Annotated in this window: 7 protein-coding genes and 2 riboswitches; of the genes, 2 read left to right on the top strand and 5 right to left on the bottom strand. The window is 26.7% G+C overall.

What is annotated here, in order from left to right; all coding sequences use genetic code 11:
- Positions 1 to 5: 5 nt before the first annotated feature.
- The 5 genes from mutS to KGF42_RS14720 form a co-directional block, all read right to left on the bottom strand.
- The gene (gene mutS, locus KGF42_RS14700; protein ID WP_227822796.1) at positions 6 to 2,849 is read right to left on the bottom strand and encodes a DNA mismatch repair protein MutS; all 2,844 of its coding nucleotides are present in this window, start codon (positions 2,847 to 2,849) and stop codon (positions 6 to 8) included.
- A gap of 163 nt (positions 2,850 to 3,012) precedes the next feature.
- A complete protein-coding gene (locus tag KGF42_RS14705) occupies positions 3,013 to 3,747 on the bottom strand; it encodes an ABC transporter ATP-binding protein (RefSeq protein ID WP_227826576.1) in 735 nt (244 codons plus the stop codon).
- A complete protein-coding gene (locus KGF42_RS14710; protein WP_227826577.1) occupies positions 3,716 to 4,732 on the bottom strand; it encodes an ABC transporter substrate-binding protein in 1,017 nt (338 codons plus the stop codon). Before KGF42_RS14710 ends, KGF42_RS14705 begins: the two co-directional genes overlap by 32 nt.
- Positions 4,733 to 4,753: 21 nt before the next feature.
- Complete coding sequence (locus KGF42_RS14715; RefSeq protein WP_227822799.1) at positions 4,754 to 5,524, bottom strand: ABC transporter permease; 771 nt, start codon at positions 5,522 to 5,524, stop codon at positions 4,754 to 4,756.
- Positions 5,499 to 5,789, bottom strand: coding sequence for an MTH1187 family thiamine-binding protein (locus tag KGF42_RS14720; protein WP_227822800.1), 291 nt, complete (start codon positions 5,787 to 5,789; stop codon positions 5,499 to 5,501). The genes KGF42_RS14715 and KGF42_RS14720 overlap by 26 nt, the downstream gene beginning before the upstream one ends.
- Positions 5,790 to 5,928: 139 nt before the next feature.
- Positions 5,929 to 6,028: riboswitch (TPP riboswitch) on the bottom strand.
- A 413-nt stretch (positions 6,029 to 6,441) separates the two neighbouring features.
- Positions 6,442 to 6,531, top strand: a riboswitch (cyclic di-GMP riboswitch).
- Positions 6,532 to 6,583: 52 nt separating this feature from the next.
- Here KGF42_RS14720 and KGF42_RS14725 point away from each other — a divergent pair.
- The gene (locus KGF42_RS14725) at positions 6,584 to 6,760 is read left to right on the top strand and encodes a hypothetical protein (RefSeq protein ID WP_054270407.1); all 177 of its coding nucleotides are present in this window, start codon (positions 6,584 to 6,586) and stop codon (positions 6,758 to 6,760) included.
- 495 nt (positions 6,761 to 7,255) lie between these two features.
- Positions 7,256 to 7,448: MerR family transcriptional regulator (locus KGF42_RS14730; protein WP_227826578.1), on the top strand; the 193-nt coding region annotated here is incomplete at its 3' end.

Below are 7,448 nucleotides of genomic sequence, written 5' to 3' on the forward strand. Positions count from 1 at the left end.
CACCTCTAAGATTTTATTTCTTTTGCCTTTTTTTGAAGATTATAAAGAGAATTTATAGCATCTAATGGAGTCATATTTAAAATATCTAGATTTAGAATCTCTTCTGATAATATGTCTCTATTTACACTATCAAAAGATATTTGGGTTAATGCTACTTCTTTTACAGAATCCTCTTTAATAGTTTTCTCTTTATCATCTTTTTGCTTCATTAAATCAATTTCATCATTTAATACTTTGAATTTAGAATTTAACTTATCATAATCCTTCTTTATATGCTTATAGTCTTTTACTATAAGTTCGTGTTCTATTTTTAGAGATTCATATTTATTCTTAAAATTACTTTGATTTACTTTAAGTAATTCTTCATCTAAATTACTATTAATTATATTAGTCTTTTCTTTATCTCCATTTATTGCAACACTGTTGTAGACATGATTTTTTTCCAAATCTTTAAGTATATATTTTGCTCTTTCTATAACTTCATCTGGTAATTTAGCTAATTTAGCAACATATATTCCATAACTCTTATCTGCTCCTTGAGGAATTATTTTTCTTAAAAATATTATTCCTTCTCCATCTTCTTTAACTGCTATTGAATAATTTTTAACTTCTTTAAATTCTTCTTCTAAATCAGTAAGTTCATGGTAATGTGTTGCAAATAATGTCTTACATCTAATATTCTTTTGAATATATTCCACTATTGACCATGCTAAACTTATACCATCATAGGTGCTAGTTCCACGCCCTATTTCATCTAATATAACTAAACTTCTCTCTGTTGCATTTTTTAGTATAAGAGACACTTCGTTCATCTCTACCATAAAAGTAGATTGACCTTGAGATAAATCGTCACTAGCCCCAACTCTTGTAAATATTCTATCTAGTATTGGAATATCAGCGTACTCTGCTGGTACAAATGAACCTATATGCGCCATAAGAGCTATTATAGCAGTTTGTCTCATATATGTTGATTTACCAGACATATTAGGACCAGTTATTATGTTAATAATATTTTCTCCACGATTTAAATAGGTATCGTTTGGAACGAAATTTTCCTCACCTACTATATTTTCGACAACTGGATGTCTACCATTTCTTATATCAAGTTTATTATTTTCATTTATCGCTGGTTTTACATAGTTATTTATGTGTGCAACTGTTGCAAGAGATACAAAAACATCTATATTAGCTATAGTTTTAGCTACTTTTTGTATTCTGTCTATGTTTTTGTATATAGTATCTCTTATTCCTACAAATATTTCGTATTCTAAAGATTTAATTTTTTCCTCAGCATGTAATATTTTTTCTTCTATTTCCTTTAGTTCTGGAGTTATATATCTTTCTGCATTACTAAGTGTTTGTTTTCTTATATATGTTTCATCTAACTTTGCCTGTTTAAAATTGGCTTTTGTTATTTCTATATAATATCCAAACACTTTGTTAAATCCTATTTTTAACGATTTAACTCCTGTTTTTTCTCTTTCCCTGTTTTCTATTTCTTTTACGAGAAATGCTCCATTTTTAGAAATATCTCTTAATTCCTTAAGTTCATCACTAAAATCTGATTTAATTATGTTTCCATCTTTTATGGTTATTGTAGGTTCTTCTAGAATAGCTTCATCTATTAAATTGTATATATCGTCCAATTTATCCATTTCTGAAACATACTCTTTTAGTATTTTTGCATTTGATAAATCTATTGTATCTTTTAAATTAGGTAACTTTTCTACAGAATTTTTTAAGTGAATTAACTCTTTTGGTGTTACTCTTTCAAATGCTATCTTTCCACATATTCTTTCTATATCGTATATATTTTTAAGTATATCGTTTAGGTCTTCTCTTAATATAAAATCATCTTTTATTTCTTCTATTACATCCAATCTATTTTCAATTTTAGATTTGTTTATCAAAGGTTCTTCTACATATTTTCTTAGAAGTCTACCTCCCATTGCTGTAGAAGTTTTATCAAGGACATGCAATAATGAACCTTTTTTCTTATTACCTCTTATAGTTTGAGTAAGTTCTAAATTAGTCCTAGTAAACATATCTAAAACCATATATTCTGATGAATTGTATATATTTATATTATTAATGTTAGATGTTATTTGTTTTTGAGTATTGTATATATAATTCAGAAGAATTGATAAGCTTGACTTTATGAGACCTTTGTCATCAAACTTTAGTTTTTGTAGATAAACATCTGGAAAATATTCTCTTAATATGTTTATATCCAAATAGTTATCGCTAAAACTTTCATTTATGTATATATTACTTACAGTAGCTATATCTCTAAGCTTTTCTATAAAGTCTAAATCATTTATAATTATTTCTGTTGGATGGATTTTTGCAATTTCTTCAATTACTTTATCTTCATTTAGACATGTTGCATTAGTTTCTCCTGTACTTATGTCAACATAAGTTAGACCTATGTTAGCACCATCCTTATACAAAGATAACAAATAATTATTCTTTTTATTTTCAAGTAAATTTCCATCTAAAACTGTTCCAGGAGTGATTACTCTTATAACTTCTCTTCTAACAATTCCTTTTGCAGTAGATGGGTCTTCCATTTGTTCACCTATTGCTACTTTATATCCATTTTCAACTAATTTTGATATATATGAATTGGCTGAGTGGAAAGGCACACCACACATAGGAGCACGTTCTTCTAAACCACAAGCTTTTCCTGTTAATGCTATTTCAAGAGCTTTTGAAGCTACTAATGCATCCTCAAAAAACATTTCATAAAAATCTCCCAATCTAAAAAACAGTATACAATCTTTATATCTATTTTTTACTTCAAGGTACTGTTTCATCATAGGAGTTAATTTATTCATATCTATTTGCATTATCAAACCTCCTTCTTTTCTAATTAAATATTATATCATAGTAGGTGATTATTATTAACATAATATATAAAATTTTGACATATAACTAAAAACAATCCAAAATGTATACTCACATTTTGGATTGATAAGTTTAATACTTATTAAATAAAAATATATATAATTTTTACAATAAAGATATTATTTCTTTTTTAAGTTTAATGATATTTTCAAGGTTATTTTCATTTAAATTTCTACTATCTAGAATAAATTCTTTTTTTACTATTGATGGTTTTTTTGAGATAACATAAATTCTGTTTGATAGCATTATAGCTTCATCAATATCATGAGTTATAAGAAGTATCGTTGAATTTACTTTTTTCTTAACATCTAAAAGCCATTTTTGCATAGATGTTTTTGTTAATGAATCGAGTGCTCCAAAAGGTTCATCCAAAAGCATTATGTCATTAGAATTTACAAAAGTTCTCAAGAAATTAGCTCTCTGTCTCATCCCTCCAGAAAGTTCTGATGGATATTTATCTTCATATCCATTTAATCCAAATACCTCAAAATAAGGTTTTACCATTAACCTAGATTTGCTCTTTTTTTCTTTTTTTAAGACTAATGGTAATGAAACATTATCTATTATAGTTTTATATGGCAAGAGCAAGTCTTTTTGGTACATATAGCTGTATTTACCATTTATATCTACTTTTCCACTATTATAATCTGTAAGTTTAGTTATAATATTAAATATAGTACTTTTTCCACATCCACTTGGTCCTAATATAGAAACAAATTCACCTTCATAAACACCAATACTTATATCTTTTAAAACTTCAATATCTTTATATGTTTTTGATACATTTTGTATAGATATTTTTACTTTTTTATTGTGGTAAGAATTCATTTGTGTAAGCATCACTTGCCTTCATATCCTTATCTATTAATTTATATTCTTTTAAGAATGATGTATAGTTATTCCATACACTATCTTTCATTTCTCCCCATCTTGGTGCATCATCTTTATATTTGCTTGCTAAATATTCTTGACTCTTCAATGCTAGTTTTTCATCTACTTCTGGTGCATGCTTTACTAAAATTTTTGCTACATCTTCTGGATTTTTCATTGCATATTCATAACCTTTTGTTGTAGCCTTTAAGAACTTTTTAGCAATCTCTGGATTATCCTTAAGTACAGTTTCATTAGAAATTATAAGTGGTGTATAATAATCTAATCTATCATCCAAATCTTTTACTGGTATAAAGTTTAAATCATATCCAATTAAATTAGCCTTAACTGCATCCCAACCTTCAAATATCCATGCAAAATCTACAGTTTTCATAGCTGCAAAGAAATCATCTTGACCAGTATTGACTATTTTTAACTTATTAAAATCAGCTCCATTTTTCTTCATAACCGCTTTAAAAACAGCTTCTTCTGATGGAGAACCCCAACCACCATAAGTTTTTCCTTCAAAATCCTTAGCTGTAGTTATATTTTTTTCTTTTGGTGATGCAAACCCAGAAGTATTATGTTGTATAACAGCAGCTACAGTTTTTATTGGAAGTGGGTCTTCACTAGTCTTTGCATAAGTAACTTGTTCTTGATAACTTATGCCAAAGTCAGCTTTACCTGTTGCTACTAAAGTCTCAGCTCCACTTTCAGGCGGTTGTACTATTTCAACGTCTAAACCTTCGTCTTTATAATAACCTTTATCAAGTGCTACAAATAATCCAGTATGATTTGTATTTGGCGTCCAATCAAGTACCATAGTTACTTTTTTAGAAGAAGTATCTTTATCATTATTTTTGTCTTTATTATTACTATTTGAAGAACATCCAGTTATTGTTGTCAATGTAAAAACACTTACTAAACCTAATATTCCTAATTTTTTAAAATTCATAATTGCCTCCCTCAAATACATTTAATCTGCTAATCTATGTCTTATAACCATTTTCTTTACAGCCTGTACAATTCCTACAAATATTAAACTAAATATAACTACTAATATAGTAGATGCAAATACTTTGTCAAGTGCATATGCACTTTTTGACCTAAGCATATAGACACCAAGACCTTTCGTTCCGCCTAACCATTCTGCAACAGTTGCTGCCATTACAGCATAAGTTGCAGATATTTTAAGTCCAGAAAAAAATTTATCCATTGACATAGGAAATTTAAGATGAATGAATGTATTAACTTTATTTGAATTCATAGTCTTAAATAAATTTAAATAATCCTTATCAATATTTTCAATACCATCTACAAAACTTATTAATATAGGAAAAAAACAAGTAAGTGTCACCATCAATACTTTTGGCATTGTCCCAAATCCAAACCATATCATAAAAAGTGGAGCTATAATTATTGTAGGTATCATCTGAGTAACCAACATAATAGGATAAACACATTTTTTTATTATTGACACAAAGTCCATCAATACTCCAATTAACAATGATATTATAATTGCAACTATAAAACCAAGTATTGCTTCTCCTATAGTAACCAAAGCATGCATAGATAAATTTTGATAGTCTTTAAAAAACACATTAATTATATCTACTGGTGTGGGTAGTATATACTGAGGAACTTCTAAAACTCCTACCACAGATTGCCAAAGAATAAGTATAAACAAAAATGTTGCTATTGGATATATACTATCTTTGACTTTATCTATGATTTCTAAGCTTTTCATCTATAGTTAAACCCCCAGCTTTTTCATCTACTCTAGCCACTGTTATAACTCTTTCACATCCAAGATTAAAAGGGATTTTATGTACCTTTTTTAATAATTCAAAAACTTCATCAAAATCACCTTCAACAGTAGTGCTCATTGCTCCTATTTCACACTTAAGACCACTCTTTTCAATTTCAGCAATACAAGCATCTACTACTTTATACATCTCTTCTTCACCTTTGTAAGGTCTTAGTGGTATTACTGTTATATCTGCGATTACCATTTAAATCACTCCTTTTAAAAATAATTAATACCTACTAGGTATATTTTGTTTTTTATTTAAAAATCTTACTACTAAAAACATAATATATTTAAATATTTAAATAAAACAAAAGTCTTATCCAAAATAGGATAAGACTTATTTTTATCTTCACTGGTCTCCCTACACTGGCATTATCCAAACAGGTTCAAAGGGTCGAGATAAAATCTCCTCTCAGCATATTAGCTCCCCGAAATATATTATATCTTTTCTACTTGATTATACTACACTTATCATATTTTAACAAATTTTTTATTCATATTATATATTTTATCCACTTTAAAATATATAACACTAAAATAATACTTTTTCATAAAAATCTAATACTATTCATATATACTTAACATAATTTATTAAAATTTAATTAAGTTTTAATAATTGTCTATAGGAATAAAATGTTATAATGAGTTTTTTACTTTGTTAACTGTTTAACTTCACTAAATTTTATTACCTAGGTTAGTTCAACCTAAACTAATAATAAAATCCTATTACTCTAATTTATATATTTTATATAATATAATTATTTTACCTAATTTATTTTCGATAAATAAAATAATTTTTTAATATGTCCCTTGAAAAACAAAACGTTTTCCTGTATTATTGTAATTGTAGAATAAAACTAAATAGGCAAAACTAGAGAAATTTAGTGACGCAAAGCTATAGGGACTAAGACTTATGAAATGAGTTATGTCAGCCAGTTGCCAAAAAGATATTTTCTTTTTGTTTTTATGAAAGTTTTTTAGGGGGATAAATGATATATGTTTATAGATAAAATGGATAGATGTACGCATATACTAACTGCATATATATGCAGTTCATACGATTACTGCAATTTTATAGATACACAATTAAATGATTTTATACTAGAATATGGAGAAAATGTGGTAGAATCTTGTCTGCATCAAGTGATGGTATTGGTAAGCAGATATAATTAAAGAAATTTTATTTTCTAGAAAACCCTTTTTAGTTTTATCTACATTTAACAAAGTATAGATAAAATAATTAAAATATATTTCATCTATATTTTATTATTTTATTAAAGTAATCAACTTCATTAATGTAAACAGTTAAACTTTCTTCATCCTTTCGAGGTAAGGATACTCCTTCCTCAACATAGTAGGAGGTATAAAGATTACCATCCTGAAGGATTTTGACATCTCCAAACAATCCACACCTTATCTTTATGTTAATTTAGATAAAATTAAATTTAGATACTTTAGTATTTGTTAATATATATTTATCATTTTATTATATAATAATATAGATAGTTGCTATGTCTTAAACGATACAAATTATAACTATGTATATATTATTTGTTAAGGCTAAATTATATAATTTTTAATAATATTATTTTAGGAGGTTATCTTTAATCAATAAAAACATAGATAAATATAGTTATTTATAGTAAATTATAGTCAAGAGGTGATTATATGAAAAACAATAACTATAAACCAAAAGAGTTTGCAGAGTTAATTAATATGTCAGTCAGAACTCTTCAACGTTGGGATGTTGAAGGGAAATTAAAGGCTTTTAGAACTCCAACAGATAGAAGATATTACACTTATGAACAATATTTAGAATATAAAGGAATACATAAAGAACAAGTAAATAGAAAAAATGTTA

Source organism: Clostridioides sp. ZZV15-6383 (assembly GCF_020657735.1).
GTDB classification, from domain to species: Bacteria; Bacillota; Clostridia; order Peptostreptococcales; family Peptostreptococcaceae; genus Clostridioides; species Clostridioides difficile_D.

Bases quoted from the DNA above. Each gene is read 5' to 3' on its own strand.
- mutS (WP_227822796.1), bottom strand. From the start codon at position 2,849: ATGCAAATAGATATGAATAAATTAACTCCTATGATGAAACAGTACCTT.
- KGF42_RS14705 (WP_227826576.1), bottom strand. From the start codon at position 3,747: ATGCTTACACAAATGAATTCTTACCACAATAAAAAAGTAAAAATATCT.
- KGF42_RS14710 (WP_227826577.1), bottom strand. From the start codon at position 4,732: ATGAATTTTAAAAAATTAGGAATATTAGGTTTAGTAAGTGTTTTTACA.
- KGF42_RS14715 (WP_227822799.1), bottom strand. From the start codon at position 5,524: ATGAAAAGCTTAGAAATCATAGATAAAGTCAAAGATAGTATATATCCA.
- KGF42_RS14720 (WP_227822800.1), bottom strand. From the start codon at position 5,789: ATGGTAATCGCAGATATAACAGTAATACCACTAAGACCTTACAAAGGT.
- KGF42_RS14725 (WP_054270407.1), top strand. From the start codon at position 6,584: ATGTTTATAGATAAAATGGATAGATGTACGCATATACTAACTGCATAT.